This is a genomic window from Burkholderia sp. WAC0059, assembly GCF_002870125.1.
In the GTDB taxonomy this organism is placed as follows: Bacteria; Pseudomonadota; Gammaproteobacteria; order Burkholderiales; family Burkholderiaceae; genus Paraburkholderia.
Window position 1 is genome coordinate 37,481 of sequence record NZ_PNEO01000019.1, and the last position, 18,243, is coordinate 55,723.

Below are 18,243 nucleotides of genomic sequence, written 5' to 3' on the forward strand. Positions count from 1 at the left end.
CCCGCCTCGACCCTGCCCGCCCCCTAAAATGGTGGTACATGCCTTGCTTGCACAAAATTCAAACGACTTGAATACGAGTCAAACCCATGGAACCGGGCAGGGAAGCGTCCCGCAAGACCCGCGCACCGCTCGAAGGACGAAGATGAACCACGCCGCCCCCACTCCCGACGCCGCCGCCCGCGCGCAGGACACCGTCGACCCCGACCGGCTAAACACCGCCATCGCCACGCTCGCCGCCCTCGGCGGCCGCGCCGACGGCGGCGTGGCCCGCGAGACGCTCACGCCGCTCGACCTCGACGCGCGCCGCCTGCTGATTGCCCGGGCGCTCGCGCTCGGCTGCGAGGTGACGGTGGACCCGTGCGCCAACCTCTTCTTCCGGCGCGCCGGATCGCGGCCCGATCTGCCGCCGGTGCTCACGGGCAGCCACATCGACACGCAGCCCGTCGGCGGAGCGCTCGACGGCGCCTACGGCGTCGTCGCCGCGCTCGAAGCGCTGCAGGCGCTCAACGACGCCGGCATCGTCACCAAGCGCCCCATCGAAGCCGTCGTCTGGACCAACGAGGAAGGCTCGCGCTTCAGCCCTGGCGCGATGGGTTCGAGCGCCTACGCCCAGCCCGAACGTCTCGCGCAGTACCGGAACGCGCGCGACGCACAGGGCGTCGTGTTCGGCGACGCGCTCGACGCGACGCTCGCCGCGCTGACGGCCTTGCCCGGCGTCTCGACGCGCGAACTCGGCACGCTCGGCGCAAGCGTCGATAGCTGCGTCGAGCTGCACATCGAGCAGGGGCCCGTGCTCGAGCACGCCGCGACGCCGCTCGGCGTCGTGACCGGCATCCAGGGCGTGCGGTGGTTCTCCGTGACGGTGGAAGGCCGCGCGGCGCACGCGGGCACGACGCCCGTCGAGACGCGCCGCGACGCGATGAAAGCCGCACAGCGGCTCGCCGGCCAGCTCTACGCGGCGGCCGACGACCTGGCCGGGCGCGGCCTGCGCGTCACGCTCGGCCGCTGGCGCGTCGCGCCCAATTCGATCAACACCATTGCCGGCGAAGTCGAGTTCACGCTCGACACGCGCGCTGTCGACGAGGACGTGCTCGAACGCTTCGAAGCCGCCGTCGTCGCGGCAACCACGGCGCTCGACGGTGAGGACGGCTATCGGGTGCGCGTCGAACCACTCTTCGCGCGCGGCACGACGCGCTTTCCCGACGCAATGGTCGAAGCCGTCGAGCGCGGCTGCGCGCGCGCTTCTTCGCGCGCGCACGAGCGCGCGCCGCTGCGGCTCACGTCGGGCGCGTTCCACGACGCGATGTACCTCGCCGACCTCTGCCCGACCGCGATGATCTTCGTGCCGAGCCGCGACGGAATCAGTCATAATCCGGCCGAATACACCGAGCCCCGGCAACTGGGCCTGGGCGCGCAGGCGCTGGCCCACGTCGTGACCGAGCTGGCGAACCGCTGAGCACCTGCCGCCCGGCGCCGAACCCCACGCCCCACCGATCTTGAAGAAAGCGACCCGCACCACCGCCTCCCGGACCAAAACCGCCGCCGCGCCCGCCGAAGCGCCCTCGCCGTCGTCGTCGCCGCAGGCGCTGCTCGGCCGGCGGCTGCGCCATGCGCGCCTCGCGGCCGGGATGACGCTGCTACAGCTCGCCCGCAAGGCCGAGTGCTCGGAGAGCCTGATTTCGAAGGTCGAGAAGGGCACCGCGGCGCCCTCGCTCGCCATGCTGCACCGGCTCGCCGTCGCGCTCGACACCAACATCTCCACGCTGACCGCGCCCGTCGAGCCGGTGGCGGGGCCCGTCATCCGCCAGGGCGAACGCCTCGTCATCCGCGGCGGCGGCATCGCGCTCGAACGCGTCGTGCTGCCAAGCCGCAACGGCCTGTTGCAGGCGAACATCCACATCCTCGAACCCGGCGCGGGCAGCGACGGGCTAATCGAGCACACCGGCGAGGAAGTGGGCCTCGTGCTCGAAGGCACCGTCGAGCTGATCCTCGGCGAGAACCGCTACACCCTCCATGCCGGCGACGCGTTCTCGTTTTCGAGCGACACGCCGCACGGCTACCGCAACGCGGGCAGCACGACGACGCGGATCTTCTGGGTCAATACGCCGGCGACGTACTGAGCGACGTATAGAGCGACCTACTGGGCGGCGCCCGGCGGCGCGGCGTCCGCCCACCCGCCGGCGCGGCGTTGCGCCATACTATGCGCTGAAGCGCGGGCCGCACGGCGCCCCCTCCGGCGCTGCGCCGCCCGCAACCGACCCGTCGCCACCGTCCGTCCGCCCCATGTCTTCGCCCGTTCCCCTGCACGCGCCCGCCCACGACAGCACGCTCGTCGGCTTCTACGATCATCCCGACGAGGCCGACGGCGGCCACTGGGTCGTCAGCCGCTCGGACCGGCCGCACATGTACCGCATCCAGCATCGGCGCGCCGACGGAGAAACCGACGTCGACACGGTCGTCGATCCCGACAATCTCGAAGCAAAACTGCACAAATGGCGGCGCGAGGGCTTCGTTCGCCGCGCGGAGGCCGGGCAGCCGGCGGCGGAGCCGGCCGGCCGCGAGCACTTCATGCGCGACCTGCGCCAGGCGGCGGCGAGCGCGTCGAACCACGACGACGAAACCCGCGAGGACGGCAAGGACTACGCGCGCATCGGCGGCGTCGCCGTGCCGACGGGCAGCGGCGGCCCGCTCGTGCCGGCCGTCAACGCGGCGTATCTGTTCTCGGCCCAGGCGGAAAACGTGGCGCGCGACGTCGCCGGGAACCGGCGGCTGCTGCTCATCGGCCACACGGGCACGGGCAAGACGAGCCTCATCGAGCAGATCGCGGCCCGCGCGAACCAGGGCGTCCTGCGCTCGAACATGAACGGCCAGACGACGGTCGGCGACTTCGTCGGCTTCTGGACCGTCAAGGGCGGCGAGACGATCTGGATCGACGGCGTGCTGCCGGCGGCCATGCGCGCGGGGCTCTGGCTCATCGTCGACGAGGTCGATTTCGCCGAGCCCGCCATTCTCGCCGTGCTCACGGCCGTGCTCGAACCGGGCGGCCGGCTGCTGCTCAAGGAAAAGGGCAACGAGACCGTCGCGCCGCATCCCGCGTTCCGGCTCTTCGCCACGGCCAACGCCGTGGGCATGATGGGCCGCTACCGCCATCTTTACCAGGGCGCCAACCTGATGAACGACGCGTTCCTCGACCGCTGGCGCGTCTATCACGTCGACTATCTCTCGCCCGCCGACGAGGCGCAGGTGCTGCGGCAGACATTCGGCGAACGCGTCACCGCCGCGATGGCCGACACGCTCGCGGCGATCGCCGCGGCCTGCCGCGAGGCGTTCCTGCGCGAGGACCTGGCCGGCGCGTTCTCGACGCGGCGCCTGCTCGACTGGACCGAGCTGATGCTGCACACAGGCGACCCCGAGACCGCCGCGGGCCCGACGATCTACGCGAAGGTCGGCGCCGAGGATGCCGAGCTGATTCGCGGCATCGTCCGGCATTACATCGCGCTCGACGGATGAAGGCGATGGCCGGCGCGCGCGAGCTCGACGAGGACGCCCTGGCCGAACGCCTCGGCCGGCTCGCGCGCGCGCTGACGGGCCGGCCCGACATCGAGGTGCGGCTCGCCGGCGACGACGCGAAAGTGGAACGCCACCGCATCGTCATCCCGGCGGATGCCGCCCGGCGCGGCACGCCGGCCGACGCGCTGACGGGCCAGCTCGACCGGCTCGCGGCCCGCGCACGGTTCAGCGATGCCGCGCAAATCGGCCGGCTGGCCTCGCCGGCGGCGCGCGCGCTCGCCCAGATCGTCGACGACCGGCTCGCCTGCGCGAGGCTGGCCCAGGACTACCCCGGCACGTCGGCCTTCCTCGCGCGGCATCGGCTCGCCGAAGCACAACGGCTGGCCGCGCGATGGCCGCGGCTCGCCTGGCGCGACCGCTTCGCCTGGCGCGTCGAGCGCGCGCTCTGGGACGAAGCGCCGGCCGCCCACGAACGCAGCCCGTCGCTCGACGCCGCGCTTGCCGCCGTGACCGACCTGCTCGCGCAGGCCCGGGCCGCGCGCTCGACGGCCGACAGCGTGCGCGCCGCGCTGGGGCTCGTGGAACGCGTGCGCATGCTGACGGCAGGCAACGTCAACAACATGATGTTCTCGGCCGATGCGGACGATACGCCGGATACCGAAACGATCCGGCGCGAGATCGATTTCGACGGGGACGGCGCGGAAGCCGGGCCAGACGCCTCGAGACCGGAAGCGGCCGAATCGACCGATGCCGCGTCGGCAGCCGACACGCCGTCCGACCCGGAGGCCGAGCCGAGCGGCGAAGGCGCGCCCGGCGCGCGCGTCCAGGCGGTCAGCCTCCAGCCCGTCCTCTCGATCCCGTTGACGACGGCGTTCGACCTCGTCACGGACCTGACGGGCCAGGGCGACCCGACGCGCTGGCGCAAGCTGCGCGGCGCGGCGCGCGCCGAGACCGCGCCGTTGAAGGCCCGGCTCGAACGCGCGCTGAAGGCCGACGAGCAATCGCACTGGAAGCGCGAGCAGGAGCGCGGCGAGCTCGACCGTCCCGCGCTCGCGCGGCTCGCCACCTCGCCCGGCTACCGGACGCCGTTCCGCGTGCGCCGCGTCGCGCCGGGACGGGACGCGGCGGTGAGCCTGCTCATCGACCGCAGCGGCTCGATGGCCGGCCGCAAGATCGAGCTTGCGCAACGCTGCGCGGCGGCGCTGGCCGATGCGCTCGTCCAGCTCGGCTTCGCCTGCGAGGTGCTCGGCTACAGCTCCATCGAAGACCCGGCCATGCGCGCTTACCACGCGCGCCGGCTGGCGGACGGTCAATCGCTCGAGGGCTACAACCGCTTCGTCGAGCGGCTCGATCTGCAGGTCTACAAGCGCTTCGACTCGGACGACCTGAGCGGGCTCGCGCGCATCGAATGCGGCCACGAGAATCCGGACGGCGAGGCGCTGGCGTGGGCCGCGGAGCGCCTGCTCGCGAGGCGGGCGCAGCGCCGCATCCTGATGGTGCTGTCCGACGGCTATCCGGCCACGGGCGACGGCAACCCGGCCATCCTGCGCACCGACCTGCGCGCGCGTATCGCCGCGCTCGGCGCGCGCGGCGTCGAGCTGATCGGCGTCGGCATTCTCGACGACGCGGTCGAGACGTTCTACCCGACGAGCCGCGTCGTCGAGCAACTGCAGGATCTGCCCGGCGCCGCGTTCGACATGCTGGGGCAGGCGCTGCTCAATCGCCGAAACGGCGGCGCCCGGCCAGGTCGTTCGGCATCCTGACGGCCGTTCCGGCGGGCCACCGCGGCGAAAGCGCGCAGCCCGTTCTCCGATCCGGCCCTCTCGCCATTCCATGATTCACGTCAACTCGCCGTGCCGAAACGGTGGCGTCCCCCGGCTCTAAACGGCGATGATCGCGGGTTTCGGCGCAAGGCTCCGCCTATCGTCGCCAGCCAGTCGTTCGTCAGTCGGTCCCCGCTCCCGCCGCCTCGATCCGCCCAGCCCGCGCGCCCCCTTTTTCGTCAATGTCGGCCGGTTTTCGCCAGTCGACCGGCACCAGGAGCGTGTTCCGTGCGCATCGGCATATCGGCCTTGAGCCACGAAGGCCAGAGCATCTGGCAAAACGGCCTCGGTCAGAACGTCCTCTTCTTCGCCCTCGCCCTCCGGCGTCTGCCGTTCGTGCGCGACGTCGTGCTCGTCGACGTCGGCAGCGAGCGCCGCCTGCCCGACCTCGCCTGCGATCTCGCGCCGGACCTGCGCATCGTCACGCAGCGCGACGCGACCGATCTCGTCGACGTCGTCGTCGAGATGGCCGGCGCGCTCGACGAACGCTGGCTCGACCTAATGCGCGCGCGCGGCCGCAAGGTCGTCTTTTTCTGCTGCGGCCAGCCCTACGCCATGGTGATCGAGCCGGCCGTGTTCGGGCGCCCGGTGCATGTGTCGCGCCCCGAGCGCTGCGACGAAGTCTGGCTGCTGCCCAAGGACCGCAAGCTCGCGCCGATGATGCGCACGCTGCATCGTTGCCCCGCGCACGTCGTGCCCTACGTCTGGCATCCGATGTTCGTCGAGGCGCGCATCGCCGAAGTTGCCGGCCACGGCCTGCATTACGGCTACGAAGCGGGCCGCGCCGCGCGCGAGGCGGCAGGGGGCGCGCTGCGCGTGGCGATTTTCGAGCCGAACATCTCGGTCGTGAAGACCTCGAGCATTCCGATGCTCGTCTGCGACGAGGCGTATCGGGCGAGGCGCGACAGCGTGGCCGCGATGCACGCGCTCAACACGCAGCACATGAAGGACCATCCCACGCTGCTTCATTTCGCCAACTCGCTCGATCTCGTGCGCGAGCATCGCGCGGCCTTCCACGGGCGGCACGACATCGTGGGCTTCATGAGCCAGCACGCCGACGCCGTCGTCGCCCATCAATGGGAAAACGACCAGAACTACAGCTATCTCGACGTGCTCCACGGCGACTATCCGCTCGTCCACAACTCGCCATGGCTCGCCGGCGCGGGCTACTACTACCCCGACTTCGACGCGGTCGCGGGCGCCGCGAGGCTGCTGGACGCCCGGCGCGATCACGACGCGCAACTCGACGACTACCGCGCCCGCTCGCGCGCCGTGTTCGACGCCGTGAATCCGTTCAGCGAAGCGAACCTGCAGGCCTATGCCGCGCGTCTGCGCGCGCTCGCCGGCGCGCCGCGCGCGCCTTTCTGAAAACCCCGCGTCCGGGACACCGGCGCCACGTCCGGCTGCACGGCAAAGCGCTCGAGGCGCCCCGTCCGTGAACGAACGTCAAACGTCAATGGAGTCGTATCGCCATGAAATTTCGATCCCGCATTTTCCGTATCGGCCGGCTGCGGTCCGCCGGCCGGCTCGCCGTCGCGCTTCTCGCGCTCGCGAGCGCCTGCGTCGCGGGCACGGCGTTCGCCCAGGGCGTGCTTTCGCACGACGGCGCGCCGCCGCCGAAACGCAATCCCGTCGTCGCCGCCGCGTCGAACGTCGGCGTGCGCCAATGCCTGCCCGCGCTCGCCGCGCTCTCGTCGATCGGCGTGCGCGACGCGCGCAACAGCGACGTGCTGTTCGACTGGGACCGCCGCCGTCCCAACGAAGGCCCCGTGTTCTCGCTGCTCGGCCTCGAAACCGCCGGCGGCAACGCCGCGATGTCGGTGAACGCCGTGCCGGCGGCCGGGGGCGCCTGCTCGGTGCTGGCCGAGCGGATCGAGTTCGAAGCGCATCCCTGCCAGCAGATCGCGCAACGCGAGCTGCACGGCTATCAGGCGACCCGGCTGCTGCCGCACATGACCGTCTACGCCACGCAGCAGGAACCCGGCTCCACGGTGTCGCTGATCGATTCGGCGCCGGGGTGCCTGAGCATCCGCCGCTACGTCAACTTCGCCGCCGGCAACGCGGCGGGAGGCGGCGCGCAATGAGCACGACGAACGCCGGCGGCCTGCGCATCGGCATCACGATCGGGCTGCATCAGCCGGACGAAACGCTCTGGAACAACGGCATCAAACAGAACGCCGTGTTTCTCGCCGAGACGCTGCGCCGCTGCCCCAACGTCGCCGCCGCGACGCTCGTGAACACGACGGCGATACCCGTCACGTCCGCGCTGCCGTGGGACCTCGAACGCTGGCCGACCCGCACGTTCGACGAGGCGAAGGACGCGCTCGACGTCGTGATCGAACTGGGCGGCCAGCTCGACGCCGGACGCACGGCTTACCTCAAGGCGCGCGGCGCGCGGCTCGTGTCCTACTGCTGCGGCTTCGAATATATCCACGCCGCCGAGGCCGTGCTGTTCGACAAGCCCATGTGGGGCGAGCACCTGTTCGTCAACCCGCGCTACGACGACATCTGGATCATTCCGCAGGTCGCGGGCAACAGCCGGTCGTTCTTCGAAGTGCTGCGGCGCATTCCGGGCCGCGTAGTGCCGTTCGTCTGGAGCCCCGTGTTCGTCGAGGAACGTGCCCGGGCGTTGCCCAACGCGGGCCTGTTCGAGCCGCGTCCGGGGCCGGTGCGGCTCTCGGTGCTGGAGCCGAACATCGACATCGTGAAGTTCTGCCTCTATCCGGCGCTGATCGCGGAACTCGCGTATCGCGAACGGCCCGGCGACATCGCGCTGCTACAGGTGACGAACGCGCTGCAGATCGCGCAGCGCAACGCCGACTTCATCGCGCTGATGAACCAGCTCGACATCGTGCGCGACCACAAGGCCGTCTTCCTCGGGCGCCACGACACGCCGGCGTTCCTCGCGCAGCACACCGACGTCATGGTGTCCCACCAGCTCGAGAACCCGCTCAACTACATCTATCTGGAAGCGTGCTGGCAGGGCTATCCGCTCGTCCACAACGCGTCGCTGTGCCCCGAGCTCGGCTATTACTACGAGGCGAACGACGCGCATGCGGGCGCGCGCCGCCTGATCGAAGCCATCGATACGCGCGGCGACGCGCCGGCCTACCGGGCCCGCCAGCGCGCGCGCATCGGCCGTTTCCTGCCCGAATGCAGCGAGGTCGTGACCGCCTACGCCGCGTTGCTCGACGCGCTGATGCGCCGGCCCGTCCGGTAGCGGCGCGCGCTCGACCCGCCGCTTACGGCTTACGGCTCACTGCCCCGACTGATCTCCGTTGCCCGACGTATCAGACGTATCCGACGCGCCGTCCTCCGGCACGTCGGGCGTCGGCGTCGGCTCGTCGGGCGCCGTCTCCTCCGACGGGAACGGCATGGCCGGCTGCGCGCCGGACGTTTCCGGCGCGGGCGTCGGCGCGAGAAGCGGCGGCTCCGCCGTCACGGGCGCCGACGCGCTAGATGGGGCTGACGCAGCCGCGGCAGCCGATGCGGCCGGCGCCGCGGACGCAGCCGATGCCCCGGACGTCGACGGCAGAATCGGCGGCAGCGCCTCGCCCGAGGCCGGCTGGACCGGCGCCGGCGCGCTCGCGGCCCGTTTCGGCGCGGGCCGCGGCGGCGGGGTCTCGACCTTCGGCGAGCGCGCGAACACGTGCCCGATCCAGGCGCGCAGCCGCTCGCGGAACGTCTCGAACGCGCCCGGCGTCGGCGCGGCGGTGACGAAGCGCGCATGCGGATCGACGATCCGCGCGCGCAGCGCGTGCTGGAAGAACGTGCCGACGATCGGCAGCGCCGTATGCGCGCCCTCGCCGTTCAGCGTCACGCGGCCGTCGTCGAAGCCGACCCAGGCGCCCGCCACCAGTTGCGGGTCCATCAGGATGAACCAGCCGTCCGAGTTGTTCTGCGTGGTGCCGGTCTTGCCGGCCACGTCCGCGCGAATGCCGAAGCGCGTGCGGATGCCGACGCCCGTGCCTCGATTGACGACGCCGCGCATCACGTCGAGCAGCGTGCGGTCGGCCGCGACCGGCAGCGCCTGCTCGGGCGACGGCGGCGCGAAACTGGCCAGCACGCGGCCGTTGCGGTCGTCGATGCTCGTCACCATGCGCGGCTCGAGGTATGCGCCGTCGTCGGCGATCGTGCTGTAGGCCGACACCATCTCCTTGAGCGTCACCGGGCTCGTGCCGAGCGCGAGCGAGGGCACCGCGTCGAGCTGGCTGTCGCGCACGCCCATCGCGCGCGCGAGCCGCACCACCGGCTGCGGCCCGACCTTCTCCATCAGTTGCGCCGTGATGCGGTTGCGCGAATACGCGAGCGCGTCGCGCAGCGTCATCGGACGGCCGCTCGGCGGCACGTCGTCGCTGGGCTGCCAGACCTCGCCGCCCGGCAGCGGAATCGAGACCGGCTGGTCGATGAACGTGTCGTCGGGCGTCGCGCCCTCGGCGAACGCCGCGCCGTAGACGAACGGCTTGAACGTCGAGCCCGGCTGGCGGCGCGCCTGCTGGACGTGATCGAACGGCTCGTCGCTGAAGTCGGGGCTGCCGACCCACGCCTTGATCTGCCCGTTGCGCGGATCGATGGCGAGAAAGCCCGCCTGTACCGTGGTCTTGTCGGTGCAGAGCTGATGCATGAACGCACGGTCGGCGGCGAGATGCTTCAGTGCGTCCGCATCCGGCTGCCCGGCCGAGCGCGCCGCGCGATAGTCGGGCGACTCGCGCATGAACGTGCGAAACAGGTCGTTGCCGGGCGTGCAGCCCGACCAGCCGTTCCAGGTGCCGCTCATCGCGGCCTGCAGCCGGTTCGTCTGCTGGCGCACGGCCTCGTTCGCCAGCGCCTGCAGCCGCGAGTCGATCGTCGTGTGCACGACGAGGCCGTCCGCGTAGATGTTGTAGCCGTTGCGGTCGGCCCAGGCGATGAGCCACTTGCGCAGTTGCTGCGCGAAGTGCGGCGCGGGACCGGGCGACTCGGTCTGCGGTTCGAAGTCGACGCCCAGCGGCTGTTTCCGGAGCCGCTCGTAGGCGGCGGGCGAGAGCCGCCCGTACTTGACCATTTGCCCGAGCACGATGTTGCGCCGCGCGAGCGCGCGCTCGGGGTTCAGCACCGGGTTGTAGTAGCTGTTGCCCTTGAGCATGCCGGTGAGCGTCGCGCTCTCGAGGATGTCGAGCTGGTCCGCCGACTTGCCGAAGTAGGTGCGCGCGGCCATCTCGATGCCGTAGGCGTTGTAGAGGAACGGCACCGTGTTCAGATAGGTTTCGAGAATCTGGTCCTTGCTGTAGACGGCCTCGATCTTGAACGCCGTGATCGCTTCCTTGAGCTTGCGCGTGAGCGTGGGCGCGCGGCCGATCTGGTCGGGATAGAGGTTGCGGGCGAGCTGCTGCGTGATGGTCGAGCCGCCCTGGCGATCGCCCGAGAACGTATGCAGCGCGGCCGAGGCCGTGCGCCGCCAGTCGATGCCGTGGTGCTCGTAGAAGCGGTGGTCCTCGGTCGAGATCAGCGCATCGACCATGTACGGCGAGATTTTCGAGAGCGGCACCCACTCGCGGTTGCCGGGCTGGAACACGGCGAGCAGCTTGCCGTCGGCCGAGAGAATCTGCGCGGGCTCGTCGACGCGGGCCTTGCGGATGTCGCCGATGCTCGGCGTGAACGGGATCAGCGCGAGCGTGTAGAGCCCGAGGAGCACGGGCACGGCGACCAGCGTCAGCGCAACGCCGCGTCGCGTGGGGTGCCGCAGGCGATGGAGCGCGGCGGCAACGAAGGGCCGCGCGCGGGCGACGACGGCCGGGAGAGCAGACTGGACGCGCGCCGCGCATTGCGCGGCGCGGTCGCGGACGAACGAGAGGAATCGACGCTTCACGCGGGCGGAAAACCGGCAGGAAAAGCGTGCATCGTATCAAACTCGCCGTCGCGTCCCGCAACCGAAGCGGGAATGCGCGACCGGACCCGGGCCGGTGTCGGGCCCGCGTTGGAGCGGATGTCCGCCCCGGGGTCGCCTTGGTGTCGGCCCGGGGTGGACCCGGGGTCGGCGCCGATGCCCGCGCAGTCAGGCCTTCGGCCGGAACATCCGGAACATCTCGCCGATGTTCGCGTAGTCGGCCAGATAGCCGGCGCGCATGACGGGCTGCGCGGCATGCGTGTCGAACAACCCGTCCTTCAGGAAGGCCGGCTGGATGTGCACGCCGACCACCTGCCCGAGCGCGAGCCAGTTGTCGAGCGGGGCGCCGTCGAGCGTATGCAGCCGGATCACCTGAAGCAGCCGGCATTCGAGCGCGGCGGGCGCCTCGCCGACGTGCGGCACCGAGACGTTGCGCCCCGGCACGGCCGTGAGCCCCGCGAGCGCGAACTCGTCGACCTCGGGCGCGACGGGCGCCGAAGTACGGTTCATCTGTTCGGCGAGCGGCCGCGAGACGAAGTTCCAGACGAACTCGCCGGTCGCCTCGATGTTGCTCACGCTGTCCTTGCGGCCTTCGCTGCAGAAACCGATGATCGGCGGGAACGTCGCGAACGCGCCGAAGAAGCTGTAGGGCGCGAGGTTCGCAATGCCGTCCGGCGAGCGGCTCGAAATCCAGCCGATCGCGCGCGGCGCGACGATCGCCTTGAACGGGTCGTGCGGCAGGCCGTGGCCTTCGAGGGGATCGTAGAAGTAGGTGTCGGTCATGGTCGGAAAGAAGGAGCGTTCGGGTAGCCGGCGGCGGCGCGGGGTCTTCGTGTCACGGCTTATGATATTTCGCTTTCGAAACCGCGTGCGCCGGGTCCGCTTGCGTGGAGCGAATGCAGCCCGGACGCAATCCGGATGCAGCCCATCGACTCCGGCCCGCGAACCCATCCAGGAAGAACCCGTCATGCCCAACCCGCAGAACGACCGCCCGCCCTTGCCGACCGACTACCTCGCCTGGACCTGGCAAAAGCCCGGCACGCCCGACGCGCTGCAACTGCAGCGCAAGACGCTCCGGTTGCCGGCGGCCGGCGAAGTGCTGATCGCGAACCGCGTCGCCGCGCTCAATCCCGTGGACTGGAAAATCGTCCAGGCCGGCCATCCCGCGTGGCAGCCGGGCCGGGTGCCGGGCGTCGACGGCGTCGGCACCGTCGCGGCCGTGGGCGACGGCGTGACGCTCGCCGTCGGCGCGCGCTACGCGTACCACCAGGGTCTCGCGCACGACGGCAGCTTCGCGCAGTACACCGTCGTGCGCGCCGACTGCCTGCTGGCCGTGCCCGACACGCTCTCCGACGAGCTCGCGGCCTGTCTGCCCTGCCCCGGCCTGACCGCCTGGCAGGCGCTGCGCAAGGTGCCCGATACGCCGGACACGCCGGGGCGCGACGTGCTCGTGAGCGGCGCCGGCGGCGCGGTCGGGCTGATCCTCGTGCAACTGGCGCTGCGGCACGGCTGGCGCGTCTGGGCGACGGCCTCGCCGAAGCATCACGACCAGCTCGCGGCGCTGGGCGCGGCCGGCGTCTTCGATTATCGCGAAGCGGGCTGGACGGCGCGCCTGCAGACGGCGCTCGGCGCGCGGCGCCTGTTCGCCGTGTTCGACACGGTGAGCGGCACGCACGCGCGCAGCCTCGCGCCGCACGTCGGCTACAACGGCCACCTCGTCTGCATTCAGGACCGCCTCGAAGCGGCGCCGCTCGCGCCGTTCACGACCGCGATCTCGCTGCACGAAGTCGCGCTCAACAGCGCCCATGCGCACGCGAGCCCGCAGGACTGGCAGTCGTGGCGCGCCGACGGCGAACGCCTGATGGCGCAGCTTCGGATCGGCAACCTGGCATTGCCGGAAATCGCGACGCACGCATTCGACGCGCTGCCCGCCGCGCTCGCCGCGCTACGCGCGGGCACGAACGAGGGCAAGCAGTTGATCCGGATCTGAGGGCCGGGTCGGAGAGGTCGGCGCCGCCGTGCGCCATCCTGGAGCAGGGTCACTGGTATTTATCCACAGTTTCTGTTGACAGCAATGTGGACAAGCTGCGTACACGCCGGGCAAACCGCTGACGCGCAACGGTTTTCGCCCGGGATGCGACGGGTGGGCAAGCCTCGCCCCATGGCGGGGCTACGGTATCGCCGCATGGCGCCCGGCCTTGCGCCGTAAACGCGACGGGGCCGGCTCTCTTTCGAGAGCCGGCCCCGCCATGCGATCAATCCGCCCCGCTACGCCAGGGGTAGCGGGAGGCGATCCATCAACGCGGAAGGCCCGAACGCGAAGCCTGCTGCGCGCGGCGGATGCGCTCCGCTTCGGTGCGATACGGAACGTAAGCGTACTTGGCGCTCATCGGCAGGAAAGGCGCGGCGAAGAGGTCGCTCACCTTTTGGAACAGTGCGAGGATGTAGTTCATGGCGACTCCCGGTTGACCAGACATTGATAAGGGTTTTCCCTATGAACAAATTATAGGGTTTTCCCTGAGCCATGACTAGCGTGTCAGAATAATTAACCTGCGACATCCGGACGCATCCATGCGGAATGGATTTATGCGTTGCGTCATGGCAACACGTAGGGTCATCACGCTTCTTTTCCGCCTGTCCCTTTAGCACGTGCTTTAACGCGTCGCCGTCCGCGGCCGGTGCCGACGCCCCCTCGTTGCGCCATGCTGGACCGGCCGATGGGCCGCGAGCGCCGACGCCGCGTCCGGCACGGCCGCCGGCGCGGGCGGCCGTGCCGCCACGCGCGCGAGCGCGTCGGCGAACGCCACCTGCTGATCTCGCATCGTCTGCTCGACGCGCTGCTGCTGGACCGCCGCCTGCCGCGCGAGACGGGAAAGCAACAGCGTCTGCGCCACGCCGATCCCGGCCGTCACGACGAGGACGGCGACCGCGATCGAAAGAATCCCGTTCATCCGCCTCGCGTGGGCGGCGCTCGTGCGCCGCTGGTCCGCGATCACGCCGTAGAGCGCATCGACGGTATCGGCGAAGGCCGTGGCGCGCGCCCGGTCGAGTTCGGGACGCGCGCCGCCCGCGGCGACGGCCGGCGGCACGGGCGGCACCGCCGTCCGGGCGGCCATGTGGGCCGTCGAGGCCGCACCGCGCGCGATCCCGGCCGACGGCGACGCCGCAAAACGGCCGATGCCGGGCGACGATGGCGAGGCGGCGCCCGTCCCGGGACGCGGGGAACCGGAAGCCGGCGACGTCGGGCCGGCGGCGGACGCGACGCTCGCCGTGCCTGTCCGTTCCGGCAGACCCGTCGGCTTCGCGGCGGCCGGCGCGCTTTCCGGCGGCGTCTCGACCGGAACGGGATGATCCGCCGCCGGTTCTTTCATGTCCGCCGCCGCTGCAACCGTAGCGGCGGCGAGCGCGGCCTCGCGCGCGGCACGCGCATGGTCTGCCTCGCCTTTCGCCGTGGATGCGTCCCAACGGGGCTCAGCCGTAACGGAAACCGGGCCGGCCGGCGGCACCGTCCCGTCGTGCGAGTGCGCATCGGCATCGGCATCGGCATCGGCATCGGCATCGGCATCGGCATCGGCATCGGCATCGGCAAAAACGACAGTCGCTCCGACCGCGCGTTCCTCCGATGCCATCGCCGCCGCCGCCCGGGCCGCGCCTGCCAGAGCCGCTTCCGACGACGCACGGCCGCCCGCTCCTTCCGCTCCCGCGTCAACCTCAACCGGCAACCGCGCATCGTCGCCCGCTGGCGCCGCGATATCGCGCTTCGCCGGCCGGGCCGGGCGCCGCGCCGGCGCCGCCGAAGCCGGCCCGACGCCCCGCTGCGCCGCATCCTGCGCGGCCTCGACAGCCGAGCGCACTACCTCCGGCAACTCGAAGCCGGACAGCGTGCCCTGCCTCACGTCGATCGTCATCGACTCGACGAGCGCGCGCGTCGGATCGTCGGGAAACAGGTCGAGCGTGCCGTCGTCGCGCGGCACGTCGCTCAGTTGTGCGAGACGTTGCGCCGACTGCACGGCGCGCGCGAGCTTGTCTTCGGTTTCGGCCGACACGGGCGAGGCGTCCGCGGCGCGCCGCTTTGTCGAGGCGCCGCGCGGGGAACGGGATGCTGGGGAATCTGCCATGGGGGAAACGGGGCGGGTATCGCGGCATGGGCGGTCCGCCTGAGCGCCACGCCTGCCGGTATGCGTTTTTTCGAGATCGAATTGTCGCATGCCCGCCCCGCGCTGCCGACACGTTTTTGGCCAGCACGCCGACGCGCCGTTTTCGTCCGCCGCTTCAACCGCTGTCTTTACCCGCTGCCTTCAACCGCCGTTCTCGTCTGCCGTGTTTTCGTTCGCCGCCTCAACCGGCCTAAACCGGCCTGTTTTCGCTCCGCCTGCGTCGAAACCGGCATGCCGGCGCGCGAGCAACCGGTGCCGATCGGCTCTGCGCCCCGCCCAGCGTACAATCGCGAGTCTTCGTTTTTTTCCCGCTGAGCCAGGCAACCGGCGCAATGCGCCGACCGGCCGCCTGCCGGCTTGCATCCCATGAACGCCATTTCCTGCGCGGCCCCGCTGCGCGAGCATTTCGGACAAACCGTGCTGCCGCTGTGGCGCGGTCCCGGCTTCGACGCCGCGCTGCGGCTGCCCTACGAGGCGCTCGACGCCAACCGGCAGCCGTTGCCCGTCGTCCGCTATCGCGCGATGGCCTGCGCGCGCCAGTTGTTCGTGTTTTCGCAGACGGGCGACGCCGACCACGCGCATACGCTGTTCGACACGCTGCTGCGCCATTTCGAGGATCGCGGCCACGGCGGATGGTTCTACAGCGTCGATGCGCAGGGCGCGCCGCTCGATACCACGAAGGACCTCTACACGCACGCGTTCGTCGTGTTCGCCTGCGCGGTCTACGGCCAGCGCTTCGGCTCGGCCGACGCGCTCGCCGTCGTGCATCGCACCACGGCGCTGATCGTCGATCGCTTCGCGACGCCCGACGGTCTCTTCAGCGCGGCGCTGCCGGCCGACTTCGCGGCGGTCCCCGGCATGCCGCTGCAAAACCCGCTGATGCACCTGACCGAAGCCTGGCTCGCGGCGCGCGAGGCGACCGGCGACGCCGCGTTCGACACCGCCATCGCGCAACTCGCCGAAGGCATCGCGCGCACGTTTCTGCACGAACCGACGGGCTGCATCGCCGAGTTGCCGATCGGCGCGCCAGAGAACCGGCTCGAACCGGGCCATCAATTCGAGTGGTTCTATCTGGCGGGGCGCGCGGCCGGCTGCCTCGGCACATCGGGCCTCGACGCGGCGCTCGCGCGCGCGTTCCCGTTTGCCGTGCGGCACGGCATCGACCGGGAAACGGGCGCGGTATGCGCCGCGCTCGACGAGCAGGGCCGCGTGCTCGATTCGACCCAGCGCATCTGGGCGCAGACCGAATATCTGCGCGCCGTCGCCGTGCACGACGACGATGCCGTGCGCGCCGGTCTGCCCGGCCAGGCCGAACGGTTCGCCGCGCGCTTCCTGAAGCCGTACGGATGGGTCGAATGCTGCAGCGCCACCGGCGAGGTGACGCGCGCCGACATGCCGTCCACCACGCCCTATCACCTGCTCGGCGCGTACATGGCCATGCCGGCCTGAGCGAATCCGTCCGGCATCGGAACTCCATGCCGGACCGCCGCTTCGACATTCCCTGCGCATCCCGCGCGGCCGTCGTCCGCGCCGGCCTGCAATTCGACTTGCGCTGCGGCGCCCCGCTTCCTACATTGTGGTGGACACCGTGCGGGCGAGATCCCGGGGAATCCGACCATGACAGATCTGGCAGATCGGGCACGCGGCGCCTTGCACGCGCAGCCCTTCAGCATGCTGCTCGGCGCCGAGCTCGCGCACGTCGGCGAGAACGAGCTGACCCTGCGCCTGCCCGTGCGCGACGAACTCAGACAGCAGCACGGCTTCGTGCACGGCGGGGTCGTCAGCTATCTCGCCGACAATGCGCTCACGTTCGCGGGTGCGCTCGCGCTCGGACCGCGCGTGGTGACGGGCGAATACAAGATCAACTATCTGCGGCCCGCGCTCAACGGCACGCTGATGGCGCGCGCGCAGGTCGTACATGCGGGCCGGCAGCAGGCCATCTGCCAGTGCAGCGTATTCGTGATGGACGGCGGCGGCGAGCGGCTCGTCGCGCTGGCACAGGGAACGGTCAGCCGGATGAACGACACCGAAGAACGGGTCGCGCTCACGCGCGTCGTCTGACGCCGGCAGGCCACGCCGAACGCGGCGCAACATGCTTCTCGCATCCACGCACGGCGAACCGGACGATCGCATGCCGCGTAACGAACGGACACGCATCGCGCCTGTCCACGCGGTGGACACGACCCGGTAGAGCCCCTATCATAGGCCTCAGCTTACAAGACTTCATCATAATAGCCGCCGGGGCGCTTCCTGGTGGACCACAGGACCACACCCCGAGTCGTTCATGGCAGCGAAAAACGTCGAATCCCCCCCCGCTAATTCTCTCGGCAGCAAAATCCGCGCATTGCGAAAACGATTAGGGCAGACGCTCGAGGACACCGCACAGCGTGCCCAACTTTCCAAACCGTTCCTCTCCCAGGTCGAACGCGATCTGGCCAGCCCGTCCATCACCTCGCTCGTGGGCATCTCAAGCGCGCTGGGCGTGCCGGTCAGCTATTTCGTCGACGCACCGACGGAAGAAGGCTGCGTCTGTCGTCAGGACAACCTGAAATTTTTCCGCTTTTCCGATTCGGCCGATCTATTCGCACGCCTGACCAACCCGACGGGCGGCCGGCAGCTCGAGGCGATCCTCGTGCGCATGCCGCCGGGGCAGCGCCCGAGCGAAGTGACGACCCACGCCGGCGAGGAATTCCTGCACGTGCTCTCAGGCGAAGTCACGCTGACGCTGGAGGGCAAGTCGTTCGTGCTCCGCCATGGCGACAGCGCCCACTACGAATCGACGGTTCCGCATAGCTGGACCAACACGGCCGACGAAGAAACGGTACTCGTGTGGGTCGGCACGCCGCGGCTTTTCTAGCCGCCGGCGTTTTCGGACACGGCGCCTTCG

General features: G+C 70.7%; 15 protein-coding genes. 11 read left to right on the forward strand and 4 right to left on the reverse strand.

Annotation, left to right across the window (positions count from 1 at the left end; translation table 11 throughout):
• Positions 1 to 142 precede the first annotated feature (142 nt).
• The 7 genes from CY652_RS18625 to CY652_RS18655 all read left to right on the forward strand — a co-directional run bounded on the left by CY652_RS18625 (position 143) and on the right by CY652_RS18655 (position 8,553).
• A complete protein-coding gene (locus tag CY652_RS18625) occupies positions 143 to 1,456 on the forward strand; it encodes a M20 family metallo-hydrolase (RefSeq protein ID WP_102132199.1) in 1,314 nt (437 codons plus the stop codon).
• Positions 1,457 to 1,496: 40 nt separating this feature from the next.
• Positions 1,497 to 2,120 carry a helix-turn-helix domain-containing protein gene (locus CY652_RS18630; RefSeq protein WP_374703674.1) on the forward strand — a complete coding sequence of 208 codons (624 nt, stop codon included), beginning with the start codon at positions 1,497 to 1,499 and terminating at the stop codon, positions 2,118 to 2,120.
• 163 nt (positions 2,121 to 2,283) lie between these two features.
• Positions 2,284 to 3,510: an AAA family ATPase gene (locus CY652_RS18635; protein WP_102132201.1), complete on the forward strand. Its 1,227-nt coding sequence runs from the start codon at positions 2,284 to 2,286 to the stop codon at positions 3,508 to 3,510.
• Positions 3,507 to 5,273 (forward strand): cobaltochelatase CobT-related protein, encoded by a 1,767-nt coding sequence (locus CY652_RS18640; RefSeq protein ID WP_102132202.1) that lies wholly within the window; start codon positions 3,507 to 3,509, stop codon positions 5,271 to 5,273. Before CY652_RS18635 ends, CY652_RS18640 begins: the two co-directional genes overlap by 4 nt.
• A gap of 288 nt (positions 5,274 to 5,561) precedes the next feature.
• Positions 5,562 to 6,701, forward strand: coding sequence for a DUF2827 domain-containing protein (locus CY652_RS18645; protein ID WP_102132203.1), 1,140 nt, complete (start codon positions 5,562 to 5,564; stop codon positions 6,699 to 6,701).
• A gap of 104 nt (positions 6,702 to 6,805) precedes the next feature.
• Complete coding sequence (locus CY652_RS18650) at positions 6,806 to 7,417, forward strand: hypothetical protein (protein ID WP_102132204.1); 612 nt, start codon at positions 6,806 to 6,808, stop codon at positions 7,415 to 7,417.
• Complete coding sequence (locus CY652_RS18655; protein ID WP_102132205.1) at positions 7,414 to 8,553, forward strand: DUF2827 domain-containing protein; 1,140 nt, start codon at positions 7,414 to 7,416, stop codon at positions 8,551 to 8,553. Before CY652_RS18650 ends, CY652_RS18655 begins: the two co-directional genes overlap by 4 nt.
• A 36-nt stretch (positions 8,554 to 8,589) precedes the next feature.
• Here CY652_RS18655 and CY652_RS18660 read toward each other — a convergent pair whose 3' ends face one another.
• Both CY652_RS18660 and CY652_RS18665 read right to left on the reverse strand, forming a co-directional pair.
• Positions 8,590 to 11,181 carry a penicillin-binding protein 1A gene (locus CY652_RS18660; protein ID WP_102132206.1) on the reverse strand — a complete coding sequence of 864 codons (2,592 nt, stop codon included), beginning with the start codon at positions 11,179 to 11,181 and terminating at the stop codon, positions 8,590 to 8,592.
• A 186-nt stretch (positions 11,182 to 11,367) separates the two neighbouring features.
• Positions 11,368 to 11,982: a flavin reductase family protein gene (locus CY652_RS18665; protein WP_102132207.1), complete on the reverse strand. Its 615-nt coding sequence runs from the start codon at positions 11,980 to 11,982 to the stop codon at positions 11,368 to 11,370.
• Positions 11,983 to 12,166: 184 nt separating this feature from the next.
• Between CY652_RS18665 and CY652_RS18670 the strand changes: the two genes are divergently transcribed.
• Positions 12,167 to 13,189 carry a zinc-binding dehydrogenase gene (locus tag CY652_RS18670; protein ID WP_102132208.1) on the forward strand — a complete coding sequence of 341 codons (1,023 nt, stop codon included), beginning with the start codon at positions 12,167 to 12,169 and terminating at the stop codon, positions 13,187 to 13,189.
• Between the two features lie 307 nt (positions 13,190 to 13,496).
• Here the strand turns inward: CY652_RS18670 and CY652_RS24545 are convergent, their stop codons facing one another.
• Positions 13,497 to 13,652, reverse strand: coding sequence for a hypothetical protein (locus tag CY652_RS24545; RefSeq protein ID WP_180970661.1), 156 nt, complete (start codon positions 13,650 to 13,652; stop codon positions 13,497 to 13,499).
• 201 nt (positions 13,653 to 13,853) lie between these two features.
• Positions 13,854 to 15,245 carry a hypothetical protein gene (locus tag CY652_RS24160; protein WP_146010145.1) on the reverse strand — a complete coding sequence of 464 codons (1,392 nt, stop codon included), beginning with the start codon at positions 15,243 to 15,245 and terminating at the stop codon, positions 13,854 to 13,856.
• Positions 15,246 to 15,722: 477 nt separating this feature from the next.
• Here CY652_RS24160 and CY652_RS18690 point away from each other — a divergent pair, with 477 nt between their 5' ends.
• The 3 genes from CY652_RS18690 (at position 15,723) to CY652_RS18700 (ending at position 18,213) form a co-directional block, all read left to right on the forward strand.
• Positions 15,723 to 16,805 carry an AGE family epimerase/isomerase gene (locus tag CY652_RS18690; RefSeq protein ID WP_102132212.1) on the forward strand — a complete coding sequence of 361 codons (1,083 nt, stop codon included), beginning with the start codon at positions 15,723 to 15,725 and terminating at the stop codon, positions 16,803 to 16,805.
• A gap of 168 nt (positions 16,806 to 16,973) precedes the next feature.
• A complete protein-coding gene (locus CY652_RS18695) occupies positions 16,974 to 17,417 on the forward strand; it encodes a PaaI family thioesterase (protein ID WP_102132213.1) in 444 nt (147 codons plus the stop codon).
• A 223-nt stretch (positions 17,418 to 17,640) separates the two neighbouring features.
• Positions 17,641 to 18,213: a cupin domain-containing protein gene (locus CY652_RS18700; RefSeq protein WP_102132214.1), complete on the forward strand. Its 573-nt coding sequence runs from the start codon at positions 17,641 to 17,643 to the stop codon at positions 18,211 to 18,213.
• Positions 18,214 to 18,243: the final 30 nt, after the last annotated feature.